Source organism: Dendronalium sp. ChiSLP03b (assembly GCF_034531165.2).
GTDB lineage: Bacteria > Cyanobacteriota > Cyanobacteriia > Cyanobacteriales > Nostocaceae > Dendronalium > Dendronalium minutum.
Map to the genome: position 1 here is coordinate 1 of NZ_JAVRBR020000037.1, position 25,034 is coordinate 25,034.

Sequence of the window (25,034 nt, forward strand, 5' to 3'; positions counted from 1 at the left end):
TTTACGTTTTGTTCCTAAAACCCTGGTTTTAGGGTGTAAGGGTGTGGGGGTGTAAGGGTGTAGGGGTAGAAGAAATGATGATTAGAGCGTTAGTTTTATAGTCATTACTCATTGCTTGATTAAAAACCTACACTTGTGAGCTTACTCCTCCCCCCAAGTCCGTAATTGCAAATACACCAGTACCAAAGTCACAGCCAATAGGACTGTTGCTGCTGCTGCTGCATAACCAAAATCAAATTGAGCAAAAGCCTCTTGGTAAATGTAGTAAACCAGTAGGTTAGTAGAATTTAGCGGGCCGCCACCTGTCATCACATAAACTTGCTCAAAACTCCGCAATGTAAAAATAGCGGTGGTAACTGCTGCAAATATTAAAGTAGGTCGTAATCCGGGTAAGGTAACATGCCAAAATTGTTGCCAAGCATTAGCTCCATCCAATTCAGCGGCTTCATAGCGACTGGGGGGAATTGCTTGCAATCCTGCCAAAAACACGACCATATTGAAACCTAGTTGTTTCCAAATACTTAATATAATTAGTACTGGCATGGCCCAGAATGTGTCTCCTAGCCAGGAAATTGGTGGAATCCCAACTAAGTCTAAGAAAGCGTTTACAGGCCCGGTGGTTTGAAACAGCCAGCGAAATCCCAAACCAGCTGCTACTAGAGAGATAATTGAAGGCAGAAAATAAGCACTCCGCAGTATTCCCCGCAAAGCAATGGAGCGGTCTAATAATACTGCCAATCCCAAGGGAATCACTAGACTAGGAATGACAGTGGCAGCGGTAAAATAAAAAGTATTCCCCAGAACTTGCCAGAAATCAGGGGTGAACAGTAAGCGCCAGTAGTTTTTTAAACCTATCCAATAAGTACCTGTGGAAGTGAAACTGCCAGCCGTGAAACTCAAATAAAATAAATAAGCGATCGGCCAAATGACAAAGACACCTAGCAAAATCAGTGCTGGTGAGAGAAAAATCCAAGCAGCAACTGCATCATTATCCAGGAGTTGCATTCGAGAGAAGCGGGATGTTTTCATAGCAATGTTGGCTATTGAATCTTCAGTTAGGTTATTTTATGCAGAGGTCTGCTAATATCCTTTCAACTTAGTGGCTCTCACCCAAATGCCTAAAATCTTCCCACACTTTGGTATTCAACTTCCAATCGCTAGCAAATTGCTTTCCTCAAGTGTATTTATCGCTGTGCTGATGACAGTCCATGCAACTGTGCTGGCTCAACCTTCAACAACACCAATACCGACTCAATTTCAACCAAGTCGAGAGAAAAACCCCATTGCTCAGAAATTACTGGGGCAATGGCAAGCTCAAGATTCATCTTTAAACACAATCAACTTTATTTTCACGCCAGAAGGCAAATTATTTGTTTATTTTCCTAATTCTAGTAACCTTGTCGCTGGAGAATTTAAATACCGCATCAATGCTATACCAAAACCCATGCATCTAGATGTGACAATTCCCAGTAGTCAAGAACCAGTATTGACAATTTTTGAATTGACTGCCGACGGTCAGTTGCGCGTGCAACTACAGGATACTAATCCTGGAAAACCCAGACCCACAGCTTTTTCTAGTCAAGCTTCTCTGTTCAAAAAAATTTCTGATGCTACGACATTGCCTGATAATATTAAAGTTTACAATTCAGAAGGCGAAAATCAAACAAGCAATCAGCCAGAATTGGAAGGTAAACAAATCATTAGTAGCATCAATCGAGTACAACAGGCTTATTATCTAGAACACAATACATTTGCTAAAACGTTTGAACAACTTGCTCTGGGGATTAAGCCAGAAACTGAGAGGTATCGCTATCAAATTGTTTCTCAAGGTAAGCAACCCCAAAGCGTAATTAGTACGGCTGCTGCCAAAAAACCTGAACTGAGAAGCTATACAGGCATTGCTTTTACCAGAAAAATTAAAGGTGATATTTTGACATTTACAGCTATTTGTGAAACTGACAAACCCTCAGATATACCACCAATTACACCAAAACTACCTATAAAAGAATCTCAAGCAGTACAATGTCCCAGAGGTTCACATTTGTTATCAAAATAAACACTCTATGAGTGAATCTTTTACAATCGATACTGCTACCATTAGCCTGATTTCTCCCAACATCTCCAGCAAACAACTTGCACAAAGCGTTCCCATGAAACTGGGAATTATGGCTTCTGGCAATGGCAGCAATTTTGACGCAGTTGCCCAAGCTATTGAAGACGGATATCTCAACGCTCAAATTCAAGTTTTGATTTACAATAACCCCTCGGCTAAAGCACCACTACGGGCAGCCAAAAGAGGTGTAGAAGCTGTTTTGTTGAATCACCGCGATTACAATAGCCGCGAAGCTTTTGACGAGCAAATTGTTAACACTTTGCGGCAATACGATGTCGAATGGGTGATTATGGCAGGTTGGATGCGACTGGTAACACCGATATTAATTGATGCCTTTCCTGACAGAATCATTAATATTCATCCCAGCTTGTTACCTAGTTTTAAAGGAATCAATGCTATCGAACAAGCCTTGCAAGCAGGGGTAAAAATTACTGGTTGTACAGTACATTTAGTTTGTTTAGAAGTAGATAGCGGCCCGATATTAATTCAAGCTGCTGTACCAGTGTTGCCAGAAGACACACTAGAAACACTCCATGCCAGAATTCAGGTTCAGGAACATCGAATTTTACCACAGGCGATCGCTTTAGCTGCACAAAGGCAATGACTCGTGACCGGGGAAAGGTTGAAGGGAACAGCAATCTCTTTTACCTTTACCCTTTAACGTGTTTCCTTACCAATTCCCACATGGCTTGCACTTGCATCCAGGAATTTTGTAAATAAGTATAAATTTACTTATAAAACTTGCGTAATTTCCCTAAGTTGTTCCTATATATGCAATATCATGTCAAATCTGGATATTCGTATTTGATAGGTAAACTCTGCAAAGGGTTAGAGTTTGATAATTCATGGATATCAGATAATTTACTGGGCATCCCATATCTGAAATTAATTACGTGAAGAAGGCAGGAGGCAGAAAGGCTGAGGGGCTAAGGAAGTAAATTCTCCCTTGTCTCCCTACTCCTGAGTTACAGCCGCATTGTCTACTGAAAGGGGAGCAGTACTGATACCACGAACGAAAACATCTACACAAGTTTCGATATAGTCCTCACAGCTATAGTTGTTTTGAGTACACTTTGCACTTCGGCGCAGCATTCCAGCTAGCAGCATCCCTGTAAACATATCAACTGCGGGGAACGGGTCGAGGTCAGGTCTGACGCTACCTCGTTTCTGACTAGACTGTAAATAACCGACCAATTTTTCTCCTAAAGGCTTGGCGGCTTCTTGGATAATTTGCTTAGCTGCTTCAGGATGACGTTTAGCTTCCCCAATGAAGGTACGAATTAAGTCTTCGTGAGCTTCCAGCATCGTATTGTAAAGCTGGGCATACTGCCTTAAATCAATTTTCAGATCCTGTGTCCATGCTTCGGGATGTTCAAGGGCTTCTGTCTGAAGTGCTGAGGCATTTTCGATCGTCGCTTTTAGAAGTTGTTCTTTACTAGAAAAGTGGCGAAATAAAGTCACTTCATTGACACCAGCAACACGAGCTATTTCACGGGTAGTTGCTCCTTGAACACCTAAACTAGCAAATACCTGCGAGGCAGCTTCTATTAAACGTACACGGGTAAGAGCGGACGAACGGATGGTTTTAGTCATTTAAGCTTGCAAGTACTGACTTGCAGTATATATTATGTTTAAAAAGTTGTTGCAAAATTCAATAAAATAGGCTAAACGGCATCATTACTAACGGACTTGGTGATTTTCAGCGGCGTACCATTCAAGGTTTGGGTATTGAGAATTACTTTCAGACTATTTTGATTTCAGAAATTGAAGGAGTTCGCAAGCCAGAAGCAGAGATATTTATTCGTGCTTTATGCAGTCTTGGGGTCATGGCAAATGAGAGTATATTTATTGGAGATCGTCCAGACGTAGACGTGATGGGAGCAAAGCACATCGGAATGAAAAGCATTTGGAAAAGAGACTTAGGATAGCGAGAGCCAGAAAATGCAGATGGAATTATTGATGATTTAGGAGAAATACCTTTAATCATTGAACGTTTTTTATAACTATGTAGTAGTCATAAATTATTTATAAAAACAATATCTCTAACTTTTCCAAAACGTCGGTGCTTGTAGTTTTTTAGTTTTTATAAATAACATAGGATGACTATACAATCGTCATGCCATAGCGATATTCAACGTCTTACTCATCTTAGTAACTGGGACAATTACGCCAGTTCTTAAGTGATGAGGCGCTCTTTTGATGGCGGTAAATCCTAAACGTAAATAAAATCCTTCAGCATAAAGACTGGCAGTAGTAAATACTTTATCTATACCTTGAGCGATCGCTTCGTCGCAAAAATGTTGAACTAAGGCTCGCCCAATTCCTTTACCTTGATAATTTGGATGCACATAAAGCCCAATAAGTTCGTCAACAATGAAACTAGCAAATCCTGTGACAACATCATCATCGACAGCAACCCAGAAGGTTTCGGCTTTCATACTCTTCAATATATTTGAACCATTAGGCTTTTCACGGTAATTGCGCCAAGCTAATAGTTCTTTGTGTGTATAGAAAGTAGCAGGAAGAGCTTTAATGGCAGCAATATGAATTGCACTCAGCACCCACGCATCTGTTTCCACAGCAGGTCGAAGAGATATTTCATTGGCGTTCATAGTTTCAGAACTGGCATTAAAAATTACATGCCTATTTGATTTTCTGATACAAGCATATCAGTTTTGCTCATCATGGATTGTAGAAGCGATCGCAACATGTAATCAAGTCCAAGAAGGGATGAGGAGGACACGGGGACATGAAAGTTCTTTCTCAGCGTCATCGCGTCTTCTTCTCCTGACTCCTGATATATAAATTACGTTAAACCTATCGGTAAAATGTATATTAAACTTTAATAACCAGTAACTCTATCGACAAACCGTATATTATTGATAAAGCAATAAAATAGCCAACCTCAAAAGGCAAAATCAAAAGCAATCAAGCGATAGCTTTTAGTATTTGTCCAATTTTGCAGTGCTTGTTTGAATAGCTTGTCAAATCTTGCTTATCAGCTCATTTACGAAGTTGGAAGAGATTAGAAAGTTAAAGGAGTAAAAGTGATCAACGCTATACGGATTAATGAAAACTTGACAACGACAGGACAAGTGATACCACAACAGATTAAGCAAGCTATCCAAGAGGGTTTTAAGTCAGTTGTGAATCTGCGATCGCCTGATGAACTAGGATTTTGTAAGGATGAGCAACAGGTAGTTGAAGCGTTGGGACTACATTACGTAAATTTTCCGCTCAAGCTTGAAGCTTTGAATGAAGAGTTGATTACCAAAATCTTAACGGCACTAGAACAGATCCCTAAACCGGCTGTGGTGCATTGTGCAGCAGGTATGCGCTCAACTGGAATTGCGTTATTGAGTATCGCCATTGAAGAAGGATTAACACCAGAGCAAACTTTAGCCAAGGCTCGGAGTTTGGGCTTTAGTTTGTTAGACCACACTAATGTTAGTCCCCGACTAAAGCAATTATTTGTGGATTATGTGAACAAACATGCGAAAGTAGCTGTGGCTACTCGCTGAGCCAGCTAAGGAGACAGGAAACTGCTTTATTCTGGCTCCTGACACAAAAAACTAACAAAGCTATAATTACCGCACTTCAGCCAGAATTGTAGCGATCGCAACTCTCTAAAACCTTAAAACCTCTCTGCGTGAAACTTAATAATAACTACTTAAGCGCTCATAATATGAAACACGCTTAGGTGGAGTTGAATTATCAGACGTTGGGACTCCATAAAAGAATAGAAGTAACACAACGATAAATGCTGCAAATGCACCTGTCGCTCTAATATGAGTTTTACTAAAAGGTACGTGTGCCTCTAGACCCAGGTTTCCTGTAACTAAATAACCTATGATTCCAGCAAATGCGGCTGCTAACAACCTAACTAATGGTAAAATCACGCTTTGTCCTGGAGTCCCACTTTGTATTACAAGGAAAATAAAGAGCATTAAGACCGCCAAGGCCATACCGAGGGCTATTCCACGTTCAGCAGGTGAGTTTTGGGGAGATGGTTTATTATTTTCTGGCTGTTGGTTGTCGCTCATAATATCCTGAGGTTTGGAGTTAGGGATATGGGGTTTTTGGCGGTTTGCTGTAAGTTCAATACCATCTAATAGTTGGCGAGGCTCGAACGATTCTTGCAAGCCATCGGGAATAATGCGTAAGCCCTGCTTTTCATATTCAAGCAGGGTTTGATAGTCCACAACAATATTATTGGGGTGTCCCGGAATTCCTACTTTTTCTTTGACTTCCAACCCTTTGATAGTTTGGTGAATAGCGTAGAACTGGGAACGAATCATGGCTAGTAGTTCTCTTCGTGTAGAAGAACCACCGATCGCAATAAATATCTTGCGATCTTCGCGATCGCTTTTCACTAGCGCCCGATTGCCTTGGTGTTTCAGGACAATGCCGCTACGCCACCATGTCTGACGATCGCTATGTTGATGCATCCGCACGATGAAGCGAGAGATAACGCTGCTGGGGAGGACGTTGTAATGATATTGGAATGCCAATATATCTTCCCACTCACCTGTAGCGGGTTGTTCTTTTGGTAGCAAGTCGGGGATGAGGAAGCGATCGCCTACACCATCTTCCAGCGGAAAACAAAGTTCAAACTTCCGCATCATATCGACGATGAACAACTGTTTATTGTCAGGATAGCGGGAATCATTGAGAATGCGTTTCAGTTGGGCGCGATCGAGAATACCCCGATATTGCGTCATTAGCCAGTTGTCATTGAGGATTTTGTAGACACCGTTTGTTACCCATTCTGGGTTGAGAACATGGGTGTCTTCTAGGCGGGGATCGTCACGGAAATTGAGGACAGTACCAAGGTGATGCAGCAGATCAATTAAAGTAGATTGGCTGAGTCTATCAGTAACTTGCTTATCACAACACAGGCGTTCATAGTCGCTGTAGGGAATATAATCTTTTTTGATATCTTCCAAGTGGATTTTGACCTGAAACCAGCTTTGGGGCAAGAGGTCGTGGATATGATTTAATTGAGCAATTTCGTTAGTGATGGCTGACCGCAAATTCTCCAGTCCTTGCCCTGTTTTGCACGAGACAGGCAGGATATGTCGGATAGCAGGGTATTTTTGACGTAATCCACCTTCGTTGATATCGAGGGGATGTTCGTCAATTTTGTTACCAACAATAATAATAGGACAATCATCACCAAAACTCTGAATCATCTTTAGCCAGTATTCCAATTCGTTTTGCCGCTCATCATCACGGGCATTTAGTACTAAAAGATAAAGACTACGTTTGGTGAGAAAGAACTGATGGGTGGCGTGCATAATGTCTTGTCCGCCAAAGTCCCACACATTGAGACAGATAAGCTGGTCTTTAACAGAAATTTTCCAGCTTTTAATACTGATGCCTTCGGTTTTGCGCTCGTATGGATCGTAACTGTTTTCAATCAGTCGTTTGAGGAGAGAGGTTTTACCTACACCGCCTTGCCCTACTAGTAGTAATTTCGCTTGATTGAGGGGCTTTTTCTCCTCGGCTTGCAGAGATAGATAGTAGTGCAGAATATGGGCAGACTCACCCAAATTTTCCCATGAATGTCCCACAATTTCGGGGGGAATTTGCAACTTGGCATTACCATAACCGCGCAAATCTAACTTTCTAACTTTAGATAGCCGCTGAATTTCCGGCGGCAGCATTGTCAGTTGATTGTTGTTGAGGTTAAGCTCACTGAGTTGGGTAAGTTGACCAATCTCTGCTGGCAGAGTCGTCAGTTGATTGAAGCTGAGGTGAAGTACTCTGAGTTGGGTGAATTCACTAATCTCTGCTGGCAGCGTCGTCAGTTGATTGTTGTTGAGGTGAAGTACTCTGAGTTGGATGAGTTGACCAATCTCTGCTAGCAGAGTCGTCAGTTGATTATTGTTGAGGTTAAGCCTGCTAAGTTGTGTGAGTTGACCGATATCTGTTGGCAGAGTCGTCAGTTGATTGAAGCTGAGGTCAAGCACGCTGAGTTGGATGAGTTGACCAATCTCTGCTGGCAGAGTCGTCAGTTGATTATTGTTGAGGTAAAGTCGGTTGAGTTGAGTGAGTTGACCAATCTCTGTTGGCAGCATTGTCAGTTGATTGAAGCTGAGATAAAGCTGGCTGAGTTGAGTGAGTTGACCAATCTCTGTTGGCAGCATTGTCAGTTGATTGAAGCTAAGGTCAACCACGTTGAGTTGGGAGAGTTGATCGATCTCTGCTGGCAGCATCGTCAATTGATTGGAGTCAAGGTAAAGTCGGTTGAGTTGGGAAAGTTGACTAATCTCTGCTAGCAACGTCGTCAGTTGATTGGAGCCAAGGTAAAGTCGGTTGAGTTGGGCAAGTTGACTAATTTCTGCTGGCAGCGTCGTCAGTTGATTGTTGCTGAGGTCAAGCACACTAAGTTGGGAGAGTTGACCAATTACTGTTGGCAACGTCGTCAGTCTATTTTCACTGAGGTCAAGCTTGCTAAGTTGAGAGAGTTGACCAATTTCTGCTGGCAGCGTCTTCAGTTTATTGTTTTGGAGGTCAAGCTCGTTGAGTTGGGAGAGTTGACCAATCTCTGCTGGCAGCATTGTTAAGCCTTTGCCAGAAAGGTCTAATGTTGTTACTTTGTCTCTGGCAGCTTGTTCAATAATTTGCGGCAGTTCTTCGTTGGTCATGGTCAGGGTTTTCAACGAGGCGATGTATGACGATTAGCGAGGTAAAGTTAATTATTAATTTAGCTTGTATCAAGTATTAACTCTTTGCTATCAGTGATAAACAGCCTTAACGCGTCTAAGTTTGACTTCAAACCCTCATCATCCAACTTCTGAACTCGAAGCTTGCACCTCAAAACACAAATTGTTACGTAAAAAAGGCGATCGCTCCACCTCAAACCCTTATCATCCAAGTTCTGAACTCGAAGTTTGCACCTCAAAACACAAATTGTCACGTAAAAAAGGCGATCGCTTCACCTCTAAACCTCACCATTCAACTTCTGAACTCGAAGCTTGCACCTGTGAACACAAATTGTCGAGTAAAAAAGGCGATTCTTTATCTCTGTGTTCTCTGTGCCTCTGTGGTACCCTTCGGGAAGCCGCTTTGCGTCTACGTTAAAAAATTAGTTAATCTTAGCGCAGGATGTGAGTAATTCTTAAGATTACAAAGAACCGATAATCATCCCAGCAAGTAATATAAAACCAATCCACACATTTTGTCGGAACATTTCACCATATGCAGAGTTAGGTATGTCTTTTTTTCTTAATCGCAGAGACTGCCAAGTCCAGCCGATGGTAGCCAATGCAAGGCCAATCCAAAAAGGAAAGTGAAGAGCGATCGCGATACCTAACCAAGCCAATAACAAAACTGTACCAGCCAAGAAAATTCCAATCGCAGTAGGGGCATAATCCCCAAAAAACAAGGCACTAGAATTAATGCCAATGCGGCGATCGTCTTCCTTGTCGCTCAAAGCGTAAACAGTATCAAATCCCAATGTCCACAATACAGTCGCGCCCCAGAGTATCCAAGTTGGTTGGGAAAGGTTGTGCGTCACCGCACTCCAGCTAATCAATACGCCAAAACCCCAAGCAATCGAGAGAACTAGCTGAGGTACTGGAAAAACCCGCTTTGCACCTGGATAAAGCAAAATTACAGGCACTGCTGCTACAGATAACCAGAAACTGAGGGGATTAAGATAATAGGCAAGAACTGCTGCACATGCCAGGGCAACTATGCCGACCACAATACCAACTTTTATAGAAAGGGCACGGGAAGCAAGGGGGCGATCGCGTGTTCTTTCCACTTGTGGGTCGATATCCCGATCCCACAAATCGTTGACCACACATCCAGCCGCACTGGTGGCGAGAGTACCCAAGACAATCACACCAACCAAGGGTAAAGGCGGTTTTCCAGAAGCTGCCAAAAACACAGCCCACAAGGCAGGAATCATTAAAATCAACCTTCCTTCTGGTTTATGCCACCGCAGAAGTCGAACAATTACAAGCCACACTGGTTCCTGTTTGCGTTCTGGTGTACTCAACATAAAAATTAAGAAATAACTTTAGATAGATGAATTCACACAACTTTACATCTATAGAATAACGTTATTTGATATTTGTAAAAACATAGCTGAAGTGGCAACTTTAAATACATTTAAACAGTCACTAACAGTTATAAGCAGCAGGGTGAATATACTTAGCTCGGTTAGCCTCGAACTACGAGAAACTGCCGAGCTAGTGTGTTGCAACAAGTATCAATGCCAACTACTCCGACACACCACTGACTAAAGAAGTCTCAAGTGTAAAGGTGAGACAGCGCGGTCTTGGGGTTTCTCCCATGAGCGACTGCGAACCCGAAGGGATAAAAACTGAAACCTTGACTTCATACTTCAGCTTTCAGCTTTCAGCTTTCAGCTTGACCATCCTTCCTTAATAGAGAGAAAACTAGATGGTGAATTTAGTTTCAGCTGACTGGGAGAGCATTAGCACTCAACCAGTTAAGCAACACCGAATTATTGCTGCCATTGACTTGGGCACAAATTCTCTGCACATGGTAGTGGTAAAGATTGACCCGACACTACCATCTTTTAGCATTATCGCCAGAGAAAAAGAAACTGTGAGGCTGGGCGATCGCAATATCACCACTGGAGAGCTGAAACCAGAAATAATGGAAAAAGCGATCGCTACCCTCGGACGCTTCCAAGAAGTTGCCAAAACTTTCGACGCTGAAACAGTAATTGCCGTGGCAACTAGTGCTGTGCGGGAAGCACCTAACGGTAAAGATTTTTTGCACAAGGTAGAAGCGGAGGTAGGTTTAAGCGTTGACTTGATTTCTGGTCAAGAAGAAGCGCGACGAATTTACCTAGGTGTGCTATCGGGGATGGAATTTCACAACCAGCCTCACATCATTATCGATATTGGCGGTGGTTCCACAGAATTAATTTTGGGAGACAGTCACGAACCACGCACTCTCACCAGTACCAAAGTCGGTGCAGTGCGACTCACTAGCGAATTAATCAACACCGACCCCATTAGTAACGTCGAGTTTCAGTACTTGCAAGCTTATGCACGCGGTACATTAGAACGTTCTGTAGATGAGGTACTAGCAAATATCCAGTTGGGTGAATCTCACCGTTTGATCGGAACCTCTGGCACGATTGAAACTTTAGCACTGATCCATGCAAGGAATAATTCAGGTTCAGTCCCTTCCACTCTCAATGGCTATGAGTTCAGTCTTAAAGACTTGCGGGAGTGGGTAAATCGTTTGCGGAAATTAACTAACTCCGAAAGGGCTGCAATTCCTGGGATGCCAGAGAAGCGCGCTGAAGTGATATTAGCAGGCGCAGTCATATTACAGGAAGCCATGACTCTGTTGGGTGTGGAGTCAGTAACAGCTTGTGGGCGTTCCCTCAGAGAAGGTGTGATTGTAGATTGGATGCTAGCCCACGGTTTAATTGAAGATAGACTCCGCTACCAAGGTTCAGTACGCCAGCGGAGTGTCCTCAAACATGCTGATAAGTACCACATCAAATTAGAACATAGCGATCGCGTGGCAGCCTTTGCCCTCAGTTTATTTGACCAAACTCAAGGTACACTACACCACTGGGGAACAGATGAGCGGCAATTGTTGTGGGCAGCTGCGATATTACACAATTGCGGTCATTACGTCAGCCATTCAGCTCACCACAAGCACTCTTACTATCTCATCCGCAATGGCGAATTACTTGGCTTTAATGAAACTGAGATAGAAGTCATTGCCAATTTAGCGCGTTATCATCGCAAATCAGCACCCAAGAAAAAGCATGAAAATTATCGCAATTTGCTGAGTAAAAAGCACCGCCAAATAGTCTGCCAATTGAGTAGTATTTTAAGATTGGCAGTTGCATTAGATAGGCGGCAAATTGGTGCGATCGCCCAAATTCAGTGTGAATATTATCCCCAGCTTCAGCAAGTTAATCTGCTAATTTCTCCCTCTCAATCTGATGATGACTGCGCCTTAGAACTCTGGAGCTTAGATTTTAAAAAAGCAGTGTTTGAGGAAGAATTTGGTGTGAAATTAGTGGCAAATTTAGAATCTTCTAAATTGCCAAGATAGTAAAATTTTGAGGTTTTTAGGGTAGAGCGATCGCTCTACCCTAAAAATACCTCTTCAAAGTGGTTTACTCTGATAAATGGCTAAAATAAACAGCGTTCAATTGTTGCTAAAACTGATTGAGAAAGTGTTGAGAAATCATAGCCGCCTTCCAAACCAAATATAATTTTACGGGTTAGTCCCAGACAATACTCAGTGAATAAAGCATAATCTTCTGGTTGTAAATTAATACTTGCCAAAGGATCGTCCGCATTGGCATCATAACCAGCACTAACAATCAATAAATCTGGTTGAAAGTTAGCTAAAAAAGGTACTACCTTGTTTTCCCACAATGGCTGATATACAGTGATATCGCTACCAGGAGGTATGGGCAAATTTAACACATTATTATGAAAGCCGCGCTCAGTTGCTTTCCCAGTACCAGGATAACAAGGGTACTGATGTAGAGAACAATAGGCAATTTGTGCGTTGGTTTCAACGATCGCCTGAGTACCATTACCATGATGCACATCCCAATCTAAGACAGCGACGCGGTTAATACCAGGTTGTTCTAGGGCATAGAAAGCAGCGATCGCCGCATTGGAAAATAAGCAAAACCCCATTCCAGCATCACTTTCAGCATGGTGTCCAGGTGGACGTGCCAGTACAAAAGCCGGATTTGCTGTTGCTAGCACAGCATCAACTCCATCTAGCCAAGCACTCACAGCCAACAATGCCACATCATAACTGCGCGGTGAAACAGGCGTATCGCCATCCAAATAACCACCGCCACTAGAGGCGATTTCCCAAAGTTTCTTGATGTAGTTTGGGGTATGGGCTTGCACCAAAAATGACATTAGCAATGGTTTTTCTGATGCAGGTGTAGGCGATCGCCATACAATTTTTTCTGCAAATGTAGCTTCTTTCAGGGCATTGACAATCGCTTTCAAGCGTTCTGGGTTCTCTGGATGATACTTTCCAGTCTTATGATCCAGAAACTCCTCAGAATAGATGACTGGCAGCATAAGCAAAAAAGATTGACAGCAGGACACTGAAGCCATTGTATCCTCTTGACTGAAGAGGTAGAGGGGCAGAGAAGCAGAGGGGAAAAAGAAAATACCCTTTGGACTGAAGCTTCTTTTTGACTCAAGTAGACAGTCATCTGTCACCTGCATAAATCTTTTCCCACACTCATATAAATATACAGAAGTGAAAATCACAGGTTAACGCTCAAGTCGTTGCCACTAAGGTCTGATTACATAATGCAAACACTGGTTAGTTTGCTAACTAAGTGATTTTTATTACTTAAATAGGAGTCAAATTAAATATGGATTTTAACTTAAGTAGTCGTCGTAGATTTATAAAGCTGATGGGGATGAGTTCAGCATTTGTTGTGCTGGGAGATGCAGGAACAAAGTCTTGGGCACAAAATCATCTACTAGCACTAGCGCAACCATCTGCTTGGGTCGCCCGTCACGGGATGACTTCAGCTGAGTACCAAAGTGAGTTTAATAAATATACTGACCTTGGATATCGACCTGTGTTAGTTAGTGGCTACGCAGTAGGGAATCAAGACCGTTACGCAGCACTTTTTGAGAAAACGGCTAATGCACCTGCTTGGGTGGCACGTCATGGCTTATCGTCTGCCCAGTATCAAACGGAATTCAACAAATACACTGCACAGGGTTATCGTCCGGTACAGGTGAGTGGATATACGGTGAATAACGTTGACCGCTATGCTGTCATTTTTGAGAAAACAGCTAATGCACCAGCTTGGGTGGCACGTCACGGCATGACCTCTGGCGAATATCAAAACGAATTTAATAAGTACATTTCACAAGGCTACCGTCCTATAGATATTAGTGGCTACACGGTAAATAACGTTGACCGCTATGCTGTCATCTTTGAGAAAACGGCTAATGCACCGGCTTGGGTGGCACGTCACGGCATGACTTCTAGCGCATATCAAAGTGAATTTAACAAATACACATCACAGGGTTACCGCCTTGTGAAAGTAAGTGGCTATTCACTCAACAGTCAAGACAGATACGCAGCGATTTGGGAAAAGTCGGGTAGTGGGGCTTGGGTAGCGCGTCATGGTATGACTTCACAAGAATACCAAGATGAATTTGACCGCTACTTTTATCAAGGCTATCGACCTGTATGGGTGAATGGTTATACAGTTAACGGTCAAGACAGATATGCAGCTATTTGGGAAAGTCAAAATGGCTACAAGAGTTCTGAATTACAAGCCATCGATCAAACTGTTGCTCAATTTATGCAAACATACGATGTTCCTGGTTTATCATTAGCGATCGCTAAAGATAATCGCTTAGTGCTAGCCAAAACCTACGGCTATGCCGATAAATCCACAGGCACAAAAGTAGCACCTCGTCACCGTTTTCGCATCGCCAGTGTATCCAAACCAATTACCGCGATCGCAATTATGAAACTCGTTGAGCAAAAGCAGCTCAAACTCAGTGATAAAGTCTTTGGTCAAGGTGGTATTTTAGGAACGCAATATGGTTCAACACCCTATAAAACCAACATCGAGAAAATTACAGTAGAACATTTGTTGACCCATCTAGCAGGTGGTTGGTCTAACAGTTCCAACGATCCAATGTTTTCTAATCCATCGATGAATCACGCCGAACTTATTAGTTGGGTCTTAGATAATCGTTCGTTAGATAATACACCTGGAACTAATTACGCCTACTCTAATTTTGGCTATTGTGTATTAGGGCGTGTGATTGAAAAAGTCACAGGAGAAACATACGAAAATTATGTAAAAAATAATATACTCAAGCAATCTGGTGTCACAGATATGCGTATTGGCGGTGACACCGAAGCACAAAGAAAAGCAAATGAAGTCATCTATTACGGTCAAGGCGGTGAAAATCCATACGGGATGAAAGTTGCACGTATGGATGCTCACGGTGGCTGGATTGCAAAACCTATCGATTTAGTAAAGCTGTTAGTTCGTGTAGATGGCTTGAATACAAAACCTGATATTCTTGCTGCTTCTACACTCACAACAATGTACACAGGCTCAAGCGTTAACTCTAGCTACGCTAAAGGATGGTCTGTCAATTCATCTAATAATCATTGGCATAATGGCAGTTTGCCTGGCGAACAAGCAATTATGGTGAACACAAGCAGCGGTTTTTCTTGGGCAGTACTAGTTAATACACGCAGTCAAAACTCAGGTTTCTCAGGCGACCTCGACAAACTAATGTGGGACGTTAAGAGCAAAGTCAGCACTTGGCCAACATTTGATTTGTTCTAGGAAATTCTCCCCGTGCTCCTCTGCTTCCCCTGCTTCCCCTGCTTCCCCTGCTTCCCCTGCCCCTCTGCCCCTCTGCTCATTTTTTACTCGGAAGTCCCCTAGCGACTACTTCAAATTGACCCATACAGCCATTTTCAGCGATCGCATCTTGATGGGGATGAAACATATACTTCCCTGGATAACGAAATGCAAATTCCAAGATGTGCCGTTCTGCTATGCCCATCGTAATTACATCAGTTTTCTCGCTGGGAGTAAGAGTCATACCTGTGCGGTACACATCAAAAAAGTTGGCATGGAGGTGAAATGTTACTGCCGTATCGTATTCAATGATGTTTAGAACATATAGCCGAATCAACTGATCTTGGTAAATCTGGATGGGGTGATGCATGTAGTGATGAGGCAGACCGTTAAAGGCATAATATTCATTGTGGCTATCATCATTCACATCATACCCAGCCATAACTAGTACGATCTCATCAGCTGGAGGACGCGGCGTGGGCGGATCGATGATGAACATCCCATACAGCCCTTTAGCAATATGACGGGTGACTGGTTCAATATGGCAGTGGTACAAGTGAACGCCGTAAGGTTCAGCATCAAATTCATAAATTGTGGCTTGGCCATTGCTGACTGGACGTACGCCATCCATTTCTGCGGGATGAATACCATGAAAATGTAGAGAGTGAGAATGTCCCGCCTGATTGAGAAAGAGTACTCGGACGCGATCGCCCTGTTTTGCCCGTAGCGTTGGCCCCGGTATGCGACCGTTTAAATCCCAAATATTGTAAGAAACAGCACTATTAAGTTGAATGACGGAAGTACCAGCAGTTAACTCAAATTCTCGGATGGTACGTCCATTTTCTTGCTTCAGTGTTCCATACTCAAAATTCCGTAGCACCTGCATAGGATTAGCAGCACCTGAAGGTGCTTCCATCTCCATAGGTGGTATTCTTACAATTGACTTACTTTGTACATTCAAAGTTTGCCAAAGCGCTGTCGCCCCAGTCACACCGACACCAGCTAAACCCAATTTCAGCAGTTGACGACGGTTCCAAAGTTTTTCTTTCCCCAAAATTGAGTGCTTGGGCATCGCATTATTAACGTTTTACAGCACAAAAAAATTGCAAAAGATTCGCAATTACTTCGCATACTATCTGAAATCAATAATTACTGTCAATAATTATCTAAAGTATTTGAGAATGAATCTTGCCTTCACTGGATTAGCCGCACCGTATTGTCTTCACTCTGAATTCTTCACAACAGCAATTCAGTACTAAAATTGAAGTACTGTAGGTCTTCAAAGTCCCTACTTGTCGGGCTTTGTATCAGTTACAAAGCCACTAAGATAATCCATACTGGAGCGAAACAACTGGTGAGCAGCTTATTGCGAGGAGTTAACCTGTACTTAATTGGGATGATGGGCGTTGGGAAGTCTACGGTAGGAGATTTACTAGCCAAGCAACTGGGTTATACATTTTTAGATACTGATAATATAATTACCCAATTAACAGGAAAAACCATTAATCAGCTATTTGCCGAGTCAGGAGAAGCCGCATTTCGACAGTTGGAAAGTGATGTATTGGCACAAGTTTGCGCTCGTAAAGAGTTGGTGATAGCTACAGGTGGCGGAATTGTACTGCGGCGAGAAAACTGGAGTTACTTGCACCACGGTTTGATTGTGTGGCTAGATGCGCCATTGGAGCTACTCTACACCCGTTTAGCAGAGGATACGACAAGACCACTTTTACAAGATGCTGACCCTCAAGGCAAACTGCGATCGCTCCTCGAACAACGAACACCACTTTACTCGCAAGCTGATTTGCGTATCACTTTGCGAGAGGGAGAAACGCCTGAAGAGATTGCCAACAAAGTTATGGAGGCAATTCCTAGCGTTCTGAAACCACAAGTTTCTCGCTAAACCGAAGTTTCCTCTTGTCAAATCATCAGATTTTACGAACAGCAGCGTTACTGCGTATAAATGTTGTTCAAGATTTCCAGAAACAGACTTTAGACATAGAGTTTCTCCTCTGCCCCTTCTTGACCATTGTTACAGGTTCCAAAGTCTTCTACACTGACTGCATAGGTTTTAATCACAGCTCCTCATGACAGCCAACGATACTGAGTACATCAGGCAAGCTGAAGCCACTCGTGTGCAAGTGCTAAGCGAAGCTCTACCATATATTCAACAATTCACTGGTCGCACCGTTGTTGTTAAATATGGTGGTGCGGCGATGAAAGATAGCACCCTTAAGGATCAAGTCATTCGTGACATTGTATTTTTATCCTGCGTCGGCTTGCGTCCAATACTGGTACATGGTGGTGGCCCAGAAATTAACAGTTGGTTAGATAAACTGGGAATCGAAGCGCAATTTAAAAATGGTCTAAGAGTCACTGATGCCCCCACAATGGATGTGGTGGAAATGGTTTTAGTCGGTCGAGTCAATAAAGAAATTGTCTCCCTGATTAACCAAGCTGGTGGATTGGCTGTAGGACTTTGCGGTAAAGACGGTAATCTATTTACAGCTCGTCCCCAAGGTCAAGAAGGCATCGGCTTTGTGGGCGAAGTCAGTAATGTGAATATCAAGATTTTGGAAACTCTCGCAAGCAATGGTTATATTCCTGTCGTGTCCAGCGTCGCCGCAGATGAGTTAGGACAAGCTTACAACATTAATGCTGATACTGTAGCTGGAGAAATAGCAGCAGCACTAGGGGCAGAAAAATTAATTTTGCTAACCGATACTAGAGGTATTTTAAAAGATTACAAAAACCCATCAACCTTAATTCCGAAAGTAGATATTCGGGAAGCCCGCGAGCTGATTGCCGATGGTATAGTCAGCGGTGGCATGATTCCTAAAGTCAATTGTTGCGTGCGATCGCTAGCTCAAGGCGTAAGTGCAGCACACATTATCGATGGTCGCATTCCCCACGCCTTGTTATTAGAAATTTTTACTGATGTTGGTATTGGTACAATGATTCTCGGTTCCCAATTTCTTCCCAAACGTCAATAATCTCCCACTGCCCGATTAAGGAAGTAGTGGAATATCAACTCTAAAATCTACAAAGGTGGGCAACTAACCCACCTGAAAATTACTATGGATAAGTCAAAATCACGCGCGATCGCTGTCTAACTGGTGTGCGATGCCATGAATCTTGCAAAATCACTCGCGATTCTCCTCTAAATGGTCTGCGATGCCACGATCTATTCACAACTACCGGATTAACTAGCGTGGAGTTGTTTATCTCATTTTGCCTTATGGAAGGATAAGAGTAATAGTGGCGATCGTTGACAGATGGATAAGAGTAATAGTGGCGATCGCTGGGACTTGGCATTAGTCCTGTCGTCGGATCTACAGGCATGGGGGTAGGAATCGGACTACCGTAAATAAAGGAACCCACAGCAGGCTGTCTTCTGATTCCAGAAGCGCCGTCAATCACTATTACACTTTGGGCAGAAGCTGGAGCAGGGGTAGCGCCTATCAGTGCCAGAGTTATTCCCGCTCCGAAACAATTCAGTAGCGAATGCTTGATTTTTAGCATATTTTGCTTACCTGCATTTGATAAACTAATTTTTTAAGAAAATAGCCTCAGCTACTTTGGTTAAAATTTTAAAAGTTTATCGACTATAAAATTGCCAGCTTTTAAAAAGATTCAAAAAAGATTGCTGGAATTGGCAAAATTAAAGCAGTGCTGATTTTTATGCAAAACGTGAGTGCAGAAAGTTTAGAAATAGCCAAAGCTAAGTACCAGACTGGGAAACTTGCTTTTGAAAATGGTCAATACCGAGAAGCTGTAGAAAACCTGGAAAAGGCAAGCGCCCTTTTAACTCGTAATTCTCGCCTTGGAGGCGAAGTAGAACTTTGGTTGGCGACAGCTTATGAAGCGGCTGGACGGACTGAAGATGCGATCGCCCTTTGCCAACAACTCAAACGCCATCCCTTCGCAGAAACCAACAAACAGGCAAAGCGATTGCTCTACATCTTACAAGCACCAAAGCTGAAAAGACCGAGCGAGTGGATGACCGAAATTCCAGATTTGGGTAAACTGCCCGACAATGAATCTAAAATTCGTGTAACTGTTAATCCTCGCAAATCTTCTGGGCAAAAAGCGCCTCAACCAGAATTCGTCGATCTCAGTCAGGTCAATACCAAAGATAATCGCTTTATCTGGGTGGCGCTAATTGCTATGGGTTTAACCATTTCGTACTTGGTTTGGTCGAGTTTTTACTAAACAAGTCTGAAAGAAGCTTGAGAGTGCAGGAGGGAGGAGGTAGAAGGAATGCCTGCTGGGAGTAAGAGTATCAACCAAAGAGTGAGCTTTGCTTACTGTCTCCCATTTAGGATGGGTCTGAATCTCCTCCTGAATGGAACATAAGTGCCCTCTGCCCTTTGGGTGACGCTCCTTTGTCGCTAACGCTGCGCTAACGACGCAAAGCGCCTTCGCGCCAGCGTCTCCCCTTTGGGAGAAGACGGCAAGTGACTCACCAAGACGGGGGCTGCTTCACCGCAGTGGCTCACCTCCTGCCTTCTTTAATGTTTGGGAGACATATGTAATGAATTCTTTGACTTTCGCAAAGATTTTGATGTGGTTAATCAGACCATTTAGTTTTATGCTGGCAAAAATAGAGTTTCTCGTGCCACTAACTAATCAAAATCAGATTAATTACGACTTTCCTATGCAAAATTCACTCCCCCGTACGCCCCTAAAAAAGGGTAAGGCAACAATCCCAAAACCTATTTTGTGGCTAGTGCTGTTAACATCGCTGCTATTGTCGGGTTGCGTGCATTACGACGTAGGAGTGAATTTTAACCACTCAAATAGTGGTGAACTGGTGCAGCATATCAAGTTAGAAGAACGGCTAACCAGTTTTAGTGGAGACTATGTGTATGCATGGTTAGACAGCATAGAGCATCGTGCCCGTAAACTCGAAGGGAAAGCAAAGCGGGTTTCTAAAGAAGAAGTAATTGTGACAATTCCCTTCAGTAATGGTCAGGAGTTGCAAGAAAAGTTCAACGAATTTTTTAACTCCCGTGTTAATCAAAAAGCTGAAGCCGTGCCCAGCGAATCTGAATCAGAACTACCAAAAATTGAATCAAACTTACTCATAGATCAGAGCAATTTTTTAGTGTTAGTTCGGAATCGATTAATTTATGATTTAGACTTGCGATCGCTCTCGCTGATTGCCAGCAATGGTAACGTTCTGGCTGATACTGGTTCCATTCTGGATTTGAAATTTAGCTTAAAGACCCCTTGGGGCGCTAAGAACATTCCAGTAACAGAAAATGCCATCGAGCCAGAAAAGAATGGCAATCAACTAGTATGGCAATTAAAAACTGGCGAGCTGAACCACATCGAAGTAGTTTTCTGGCTTCCCAGCCCCCTTGGAATTGGTAGCTTGTTGATTATCTTGTTTATCTGGGGAGGATTTTATCTTAGATATACTTTCATGCCAGACCCCAGGATTCAGTTTGCGCCCAAAGCAGCAGTTACAGAATAGGTCTGAGTGGGGGACGTGGGAAACAGAGAAATTATTGAATAATTCTCTCCTCTGCCCTTCTGCCCCTCTGCTTCCTGACTCCTGCCCTCTACCTCCTAACTCTTGTACAGACGCGATTAATCGCGTCTGTACTCAGCGCTCTTTAAGGAGACAAGCGCTGAATTTTCCAGTTGCCATCATTGAAGCGAGTATACAGCAAGCGATCGTGCAGACGACTGGAGCGTCCTTGCCAAAACTCAATTTCTGCGGCGATCACTCGCAATCCTCCCCAATGTGGCGGTCGGGGAATTTCTTGATTTTCATACTTACTCTGGAATTCCTGCAAGCGTTGCTCTAGTACTTCCCGGCTTTCTATAACTTCGCTTTGATTAGATACCCATGCACCCAAGCGACTGTTAGCAGGACGGCTGTGAAAATATTTATCCGACTCATTTTCCGAAACTTTCTCTACATGCCCAGAAATCCGGACTTGGCGTTCTAGTTCTGCCCACCAAAAAACCAAAGCTGCTTGGGGATTTTCTGCTAATTCTTGTCCTTTACGACTGTTGTAGTTAGTAAAAAAAACAAAACCCCGTTCATCAAAATCTTTCAGCAATACCATTCTTGCCGAAGGCTTACCGTCTGGCATAGCGGTAGCGATAGTCATAGCATTTGGTTCGGGAAGTTGGGCTGCCAGTGCCTGATCGAACCATTTTTTAAATTGAATGAAGGGATTGTTATCGATCTCAGTTTCGCTCAAACCTTCCAAGGTGTAGTCCTTGCGGAGGTCGGCTATGGTTTTGTCCATCGTAATTTGCTTCCTTATTATCAGATACGCTGATACACGTCTTTGATAAAAATATCTATGATAACGATCGGTGCTAACACCAGTTTTATCTAAACAGAATTCAGGAGTCAGGAGTTAGAATTCAGTATGAATTCTGTACGAAGCTGCGGATGAATAAGTGGTCAAATACCCCGCTAAATCTCAAATAAACGCGGTATACAATTAGTAGTGGGTCTAAATACCCTACTAATTGACTCTGATTTCTGAATTCTGACTTCTGAATTCTTTTTCAATAATTCTCTCAAGGAGTCGCGAAAATCGATTGCATAACATGCGCCGTTCGGCCTCACTTCAACGTTTATTAATTTATGGTCTGAGCGGCCCGATTATTGCTCTCAATGTCTGGCTGCTGTCAGTACTTTTTCGCTATTTCCAGCATCCCATTACTATTTTGAGCATTGCAGCGATTCTAGCTTTTTTACTGAACTACCCAGTAAAGTTCTTTGAACGCGCTCGGATGACTCGTACCCAGGCGGTTGTAATTGTTTTGCTTGTCACTTTAACTCTATTGGTGATTCTGGGTGTCACCCTAGTACCGATGGTAATTGACCAAACAATCCAACTTTTAAATAAGATTCCTGATTGGTTGACCACCAGTCAAGAAAACCTAGAGCAGTTTGAACAGTTCGCGAAGCAAAGACGATTGCCTCTCGATCTCAGGGTTGTCAGCAATCAAATCAATGCCAATATTCAAAATCTAGTCCAACAGCTAGCTTCTGGTGCGGTGGGATTTGCGGGAATACTGTTGTCAGGATTACTCAATTTCGTATTAGTGGTTGTGCTGGCATTTTACATGCTGTTATATGGCGATCGCGTGTGGTATGGTCTAGTCAATCTCTTACCCGCCAACATTGGAGTCCCCTTAACCGCATCCTTACAACTAAATTTTCAAAACTTTTTTCTCAGCCAGTTGCTGCTGGGGCTGTTCATGATAGTCACTCTTACTCCCATTTTCTTATTTCTGAAAGTGCCATTTGCCCTGTTGTTTGCCATACTAATTGGTTTGTCTGAACTCATTCCCTTTATCGGAGCGACCTTAGGCATTGGTTTAGTGACAATTTTGGTATTAATGCAAAATTGGTGGTTAGCAGTTCCAGTTGCTGTGGCAGCCATTGTTATGCAGCAAATTAAAGATAATCTTCTAGCTCCCAACTTGCTCGGCGATTTTATCGGACTTAATCCTATCTGGATTTTTGTTGCTATTTTAATGGGCTTTGAAATTGCTGGTTTGTTAGGGACACTAGTTGCTGTGCCGATTGCTGGTACTATCAAAGGCACTTTCGATGCTATCAAGAGCGGCAAAACTGATGAATTTGTCTCAACTGTTACTATTGCTCATGACTCACCCGTAGATAGAAATACAAATTGAGGAGACACAAGGCAGAAAAATTAGGGGAGCAGAGGGGCAGGGGAGGCAGTGCGGTGAGTCCAGCACTGCAAAGAGAAGTTGCATAGCGTAGCGCGAGTCTTCTCCCAAGGGGAGACGCTACGCTTTTTGAGCGTCGCAGGGTTTCCCTCCAAGCAAACTTCGGGGAGGGTTTCCCTCCGGAGCAACTGCCGTGGAGCAGGGAAAGAATCTGATAGTCGTATTGGATGTATAAATTGGGTAATTTAATTTTTTGAGTTTGCTTATGTAGTAACTCTTTTACAATCTAAAATCTAAAATTTAAAATCCAAAATGGTATTAGTTTTATGCAAATAATGCTTATTTTTGTTAAGATGCCTCAAGTCCAAACTTGCACAATCTGCGATCGCAATTCACAATAGAACTGATTACAAATTGCTAAAAATATTAAGCAGAATTGCTGAAGCAGAGGTAAATGAATAGAGTATATACTTTGCCAATGCTCAATAGGTTTACTGTTAAATTTACTACTTTTTAACTTTCATTACTTAACTTAGAACTTGTTAATGAATGCTTCCGAGCTATTGGAAACAATTACAATCCTTATTGAGCAAGCTGAACGGGGGGAAATCGATCCTTGGGATGTCCAGGTAATTGAAGTGATTGACCGTTATTTAGAACTAATGGCACCACAGACAACAATTAGAGGCTATGAAGCCGATTTGTCTCAATCTGGACAGGCTTTTTTATCAGCATCGATGTTAGTGTTATTCAAAGCTAACACCTTGATGCAATTAACAACAGTAGAAAGTTTAGAGGAGGATATCGCAGATGATGTCATGTTGGAAAATCAAGACGGGGTGTTACAGGGTCATCGTCTGCAATTAGAACGACACTTGCGTCGCCGCCCAGCGGCAATGCCGCCACCAAAACGCCGCGTGACCTTGCAAGAGTTGATCGAGCAATTGCAGCTCATGGCGAACCAGTTGAAACTGGTAGAAAAAGTCAGCAAACCTGTTCGCCCTAAGCGTCAGCCCAGTGCCCAAGCGATGCGGGAAGCGCTAGAGTTAGCTCACCAGGAAAATCTGACAGAAGTAGCTGGGGAATTAGAGCAAGTGCTGCATCTTGCTGCTAGAGAACTATTTCTAGAACAAAATTGTTTGAATCTAGAACAACTTGTACAGTTGTGGACTCAGACAAAGCAACCACAACAAAATGGCTCTGGTCATGAGTCAGAACACAGTCACTTAGTTAGCGTTTTCTGGGCACTACTACTGCTCTCGGCTCAATCTAAGGTAGAGCTATTTCAAGAGGAGTTTTACCAAGAGATTAAAATTCGCTTGCTTACAGATTCAGCTAACACTTACCAACCTTGGGAGCAGCCAATGAACTGAGCCAGTCTAAAGCATGACTACGGTTAGCTTATGGACTTTCGCTTCAGTAAAATCACTGTAACAGTGCTGAGTCCTGAGCGAGTAGCCCTTACTCGGAACTCAGCACTCGGAACTCGGAACTGATGAAGTACTCGTTGCCCGGCAATTGCTTGGAGAGTAAGCGACTTTAGTCGTCAATAAAAAGAAATGTCTTCTTTGTTCAATCCCCTAACTTTTAGTTATGGTGTTACATTCAGCACTACTGAAGCTACTTGATACTAGTCGCAGTGGTTCCCTTTGGGCGAGGACTCGCGCTTCGCTGCGCTAACGCAACCGACAGAAACCGCGGTCTGCGACTGCCTTACCGCTGCGCTAACACCAACGCAGTGGCTCAACGTAGGTAACCTTCGCACAGTGCTGACTTTGCAGCGGACTGCTTGCTTCAATTCTCGGAACCAGAGCAACCCACTGACTCCAAAATCCGAGTAAATTGAAAAGATAACTAATTGCTTATCATCTGGCCATACCTATTAGACCTTTGGCAAAAAGCTCTTTTGCC

General features: G+C 43.0%; 22 protein-coding genes. 13 read left to right on the forward strand and 9 right to left on the reverse strand.

Annotated elements, in window-relative coordinates:
* Positions 1–141 precede the first annotated feature (141 nt).
* Positions 142–1,029 (reverse strand): sugar ABC transporter permease, encoded by an 888-nt coding sequence (locus tag RMY31_RS08630; protein ID WP_322660732.1) that lies wholly within the window; start codon positions 1,027–1,029, stop codon positions 142–144.
* An 85-nt stretch (positions 1,030–1,114) separates the two neighbouring features.
* Between RMY31_RS08630 and RMY31_RS08635 the strand changes: the two genes are divergently transcribed.
* Both RMY31_RS08635 and purN read left to right on the forward strand, forming a co-directional pair.
* Positions 1,115–2,056, forward strand: a complete 942-nt coding sequence (locus RMY31_RS08635) for a type IV pilin-like G/H family protein (protein ID WP_322660734.1) — start codon at positions 1,115–1,117, stop codon at positions 2,054–2,056.
* 7 nt (positions 2,057–2,063) lie between these two features.
* Positions 2,064–2,717, forward strand: a complete 654-nt coding sequence (gene purN, locus RMY31_RS08640; protein WP_322660736.1) for a phosphoribosylglycinamide formyltransferase — start codon at positions 2,064–2,066, stop codon at positions 2,715–2,717.
* Positions 2,718–3,067: 350 nt separating this feature from the next.
* On the opposite strand, the gene RMY31_RS08645 is transcribed toward purN, so the two are convergent.
* Positions 3,068–3,706, reverse strand: a complete 639-nt coding sequence (locus tag RMY31_RS08645; protein ID WP_322660738.1) for a TetR/AcrR family transcriptional regulator — start codon at positions 3,704–3,706, stop codon at positions 3,068–3,070.
* An 83-nt stretch (positions 3,707–3,789) separates the two neighbouring features.
* On the opposite strand from RMY31_RS08645, the gene RMY31_RS08650 reads away from it, so the two are divergent.
* Positions 3,790–4,041: an HAD family hydrolase gene (locus RMY31_RS08650; protein ID WP_409877798.1), complete on the forward strand. Its 252-nt coding sequence runs from the start codon at positions 3,790–3,792 to the stop codon at positions 4,039–4,041.
* A 186-nt stretch (positions 4,042–4,227) separates the two neighbouring features.
* Here the strand turns inward: RMY31_RS08650 and RMY31_RS08655 are convergent, their stop codons facing one another.
* A complete protein-coding gene (locus tag RMY31_RS08655) occupies positions 4,228–4,725 on the reverse strand; it encodes a GNAT family N-acetyltransferase (protein ID WP_322660740.1) in 498 nt (165 codons plus the stop codon).
* Between the two features lie 435 nt (positions 4,726–5,160).
* Here RMY31_RS08655 and RMY31_RS08660 point away from each other — a divergent pair, with 435 nt between their 5' ends.
* The gene (locus tag RMY31_RS08660; RefSeq protein ID WP_322660742.1) at positions 5,161–5,634 is read left to right on the forward strand and encodes a protein tyrosine phosphatase family protein; all 474 of its coding nucleotides are present in this window, start codon (positions 5,161–5,163) and stop codon (positions 5,632–5,634) included.
* A gap of 135 nt (positions 5,635–5,769) precedes the next feature.
* On the opposite strand, the gene RMY31_RS08665 is transcribed toward RMY31_RS08660, so the two are convergent.
* Entirely contained in the window at positions 5,770–8,763 is a 2,994-nt protein-coding gene (locus RMY31_RS08665) for a COR domain-containing protein (RefSeq protein ID WP_409877797.1), read from the reverse strand.
* A 121-nt stretch (positions 8,764–8,884) separates the two neighbouring features.
* On the opposite strand from RMY31_RS08665, the gene RMY31_RS08670 reads away from it, so the two are divergent.
* Positions 8,885–9,199, forward strand: a complete 315-nt coding sequence (locus RMY31_RS08670) for a hypothetical protein (protein WP_322660748.1) — start codon at positions 8,885–8,887, stop codon at positions 9,197–9,199.
* Between the two features lie 43 nt (positions 9,200–9,242).
* On the opposite strand, the gene RMY31_RS08675 is transcribed toward RMY31_RS08670, so the two are convergent.
* Entirely contained in the window at positions 9,243–10,124 is an 882-nt protein-coding gene (locus RMY31_RS08675; protein WP_322660750.1) for a 4-hydroxybenzoate solanesyltransferase, read from the reverse strand.
* Positions 10,125–10,528: 404 nt separating this feature from the next.
* Between RMY31_RS08675 and RMY31_RS08680 the strand changes: the two genes are divergently transcribed.
* The gene (locus tag RMY31_RS08680; RefSeq protein WP_322660752.1) at positions 10,529–12,175 is read left to right on the forward strand and encodes a Ppx/GppA phosphatase family protein; all 1,647 of its coding nucleotides are present in this window, start codon (positions 10,529–10,531) and stop codon (positions 12,173–12,175) included.
* A gap of 80 nt (positions 12,176–12,255) precedes the next feature.
* Here the strand turns inward: RMY31_RS08680 and RMY31_RS08685 are convergent, their stop codons facing one another.
* Complete coding sequence (locus RMY31_RS08685) at positions 12,256–13,176, reverse strand: histone deacetylase (RefSeq protein WP_322660789.1); 921 nt, start codon at positions 13,174–13,176, stop codon at positions 12,256–12,258.
* A gap of 302 nt (positions 13,177–13,478) precedes the next feature.
* Between RMY31_RS08685 and RMY31_RS08690 the strand changes: the two genes are divergently transcribed.
* The gene (locus RMY31_RS08690) at positions 13,479–15,437 is read left to right on the forward strand and encodes a serine hydrolase (protein ID WP_322660754.1); all 1,959 of its coding nucleotides are present in this window, start codon (positions 13,479–13,481) and stop codon (positions 15,435–15,437) included.
* A gap of 76 nt (positions 15,438–15,513) precedes the next feature.
* Here RMY31_RS08690 and RMY31_RS08695 read toward each other — a convergent pair whose 3' ends face one another.
* Positions 15,514–16,527, reverse strand: a complete 1,014-nt coding sequence (locus RMY31_RS08695) for a multicopper oxidase domain-containing protein (RefSeq protein WP_322660756.1) — start codon at positions 16,525–16,527, stop codon at positions 15,514–15,516.
* Positions 16,528–16,809: 282 nt separating this feature from the next.
* Here RMY31_RS08695 and RMY31_RS08700 point away from each other — a divergent pair, with 282 nt between their 5' ends.
* Positions 16,810–17,355, forward strand: a complete 546-nt coding sequence (locus RMY31_RS08700) for a shikimate kinase (protein ID WP_322660758.1) — start codon at positions 16,810–16,812, stop codon at positions 17,353–17,355.
* A gap of 184 nt (positions 17,356–17,539) precedes the next feature.
* The gene (gene argB / locus RMY31_RS08705; protein ID WP_322660760.1) at positions 17,540–18,445 is read left to right on the forward strand and encodes an acetylglutamate kinase; all 906 of its coding nucleotides are present in this window, start codon (positions 17,540–17,542) and stop codon (positions 18,443–18,445) included.
* A gap of 82 nt (positions 18,446–18,527) precedes the next feature.
* On the opposite strand, the gene RMY31_RS08710 is transcribed toward argB, so the two are convergent.
* Positions 18,528–18,974 (reverse strand): hypothetical protein, encoded by a 447-nt coding sequence (locus tag RMY31_RS08710; protein WP_322660762.1) that lies wholly within the window; start codon positions 18,972–18,974, stop codon positions 18,528–18,530.
* A gap of 159 nt (positions 18,975–19,133) precedes the next feature.
* Between RMY31_RS08710 and RMY31_RS08715 the strand changes: the two genes are divergently transcribed.
* Together RMY31_RS08715 and RMY31_RS08720 are read left to right on the forward strand one after the other, a co-directional pair.
* On the forward strand, positions 19,134–19,664 hold the full coding sequence (locus tag RMY31_RS08715) for a tetratricopeptide repeat protein (RefSeq protein ID WP_322660765.1): 531 nt from the start codon (positions 19,134–19,136) through the stop codon (positions 19,662–19,664).
* Between the two features lie 445 nt (positions 19,665–20,109).
* On the forward strand, positions 20,110–20,931 hold the full coding sequence (locus RMY31_RS08720; protein ID WP_409877799.1) for a DUF3153 domain-containing protein: 822 nt from the start codon (positions 20,110–20,112) through the stop codon (positions 20,929–20,931).
* A 142-nt stretch (positions 20,932–21,073) separates the two neighbouring features.
* Here RMY31_RS08720 and pdxH read toward each other — a convergent pair whose 3' ends face one another.
* A complete protein-coding gene (pdxH, locus tag RMY31_RS08725) occupies positions 21,074–21,718 on the reverse strand; it encodes a pyridoxamine 5'-phosphate oxidase (protein WP_322660768.1) in 645 nt (214 codons plus the stop codon).
* Positions 21,719–22,028: 310 nt separating this feature from the next.
* Between pdxH and RMY31_RS08730 the strand changes: the two genes are divergently transcribed.
* Entirely contained in the window at positions 22,029–23,126 is a 1,098-nt protein-coding gene (locus RMY31_RS08730) for an AI-2E family transporter (protein ID WP_322660770.1), read from the forward strand.
* A 542-nt stretch (positions 23,127–23,668) separates the two neighbouring features.
* Positions 23,669–24,496, forward strand: a complete 828-nt coding sequence (locus tag RMY31_RS08735; RefSeq protein ID WP_322660771.1) for a segregation/condensation protein A — start codon at positions 23,669–23,671, stop codon at positions 24,494–24,496.
* Positions 24,497–25,034: the final 538 nt, after the last annotated feature.